At 43.2% G+C, this 1254-nt stretch carries 1 protein-coding gene and 1 pseudogene; both read left to right on the top strand.

Annotation, left to right across the window (positions count from 1 at the left end; all coding sequences use genetic code 11):
- Positions 1-210, top strand: a pseudogene (locus tag ACKI5G_RS05535) (hypothetical protein); the annotation flags it as partial.
- A gap of 14 nt (positions 211-224) precedes the next feature.
- The coding region (locus ACKI5G_RS05530; RefSeq protein WP_407398401.1) for a DUF4127 family protein at positions 225-1254 on the top strand (1030 nt) is incomplete at its 3' end.

Below are 1254 nucleotides of genomic sequence, written 5' to 3'. Positions count from 1 at the left end.
ACTACGGTAAAGGGCAACCGTATCACTGTGGATTTTCGCCCAGCCCTGGAAAAGGGCGAATTAGCCAATACCTACATTCATGGGCACAGATTGCTGGATATGTTCAGCATTGAATCGGCTACACCGCATGAGGGATATATTACCTTCAAGACGAATTTGGATTTACCGGATGATATTAAACAGATGATTATAAATGCAGTGCGTAGATAATAGGCGATAATATAATGAAAAAAATTATTTTTTTATTGATGTGTCTCCTGTGTCTTATGGTGTCAGTTGAGGCTTTTGCTGCGTCCAAGAGTCATACCGGAGATAAGGCGGAATTATATAATAATGGTATTGCCAAGGGGAAGATAATTTTTATTCCCCACGATAATCGGCCAGTGTCAGATGAGATGACGGCTGATACTATTAGAAAGCTGTGCTATCAAGTGGTGGTCCCTCCTGAAGATTTGTTGGGTAATCGGGAAAATATGGGGGACTCAGATAAGCTGTGGGAATGGCTGGAGGAAAACTCCACTGTTTATCGTAAGCCCACCAAGGCAGAAATAAAGGCCAATAAATCCAAAGCTCCGGTTAGAGATGTTGATCCGGAAATAAGGGCTATGGTCATTTCCGCTGATAGTATGATTTATGGCAGTTTAGTTGGTTCCAGAAAGCATAAGTATTCGGAAAGCAAGTTAAAGCCCCGGGTGGAAAGATTTGCCAAATACAAGAAAGCTTATCCCAAAGCCAAGCTTTATGTATTTTCTTCCATTATGCGGACTCCGGCCTCGGGGGAACACTCCGGTACGGAAGAACCGGACTACTATAAGCAATATGGCTTGGATATATTCCGGTATTCGGTTTTGGCCGATAAGGCTGATGTAAAACAACTGACTAAGTCTGAGGAAAAGGAAAAGGCCTTTTTACAGGAGCTTATCCCGGAAGAATATGTTAAAGACTGGTTCGGTCGGCGGGAAAAGAATTTCAAGATAAATCAGGAACTATTGAAGTTAGCCAAGGACAATGTCTTTGAATGTCTGGCCTTAGGCAGGGATGATAATGCTGCCTGGTCCCAGACCCATATGGAAAGCCGACATCTTAAAGAGTTTACCCAAAAGTTAGGGGCAACTAAAGTACATAATTTGGCGGGAATAGATGAGGTAGGCATGTTGATGCTGACCCGGGCGGTAAATGATATAAAAAGCAAGTATCCGGTGGTATCGGCCCAGTATAATTGGGGTAATGGCACTACTACGATCCCGGCCTATT

This window comes from Anaerovibrio sp. (assembly GCF_045637405.1).
In the GTDB taxonomy this organism is placed as follows: Bacteria; Bacillota; Negativicutes; order Selenomonadales; family Selenomonadaceae; genus Anaerovibrio.
This window is presented reverse-complemented; position numbering and strand designations above follow the sequence as displayed.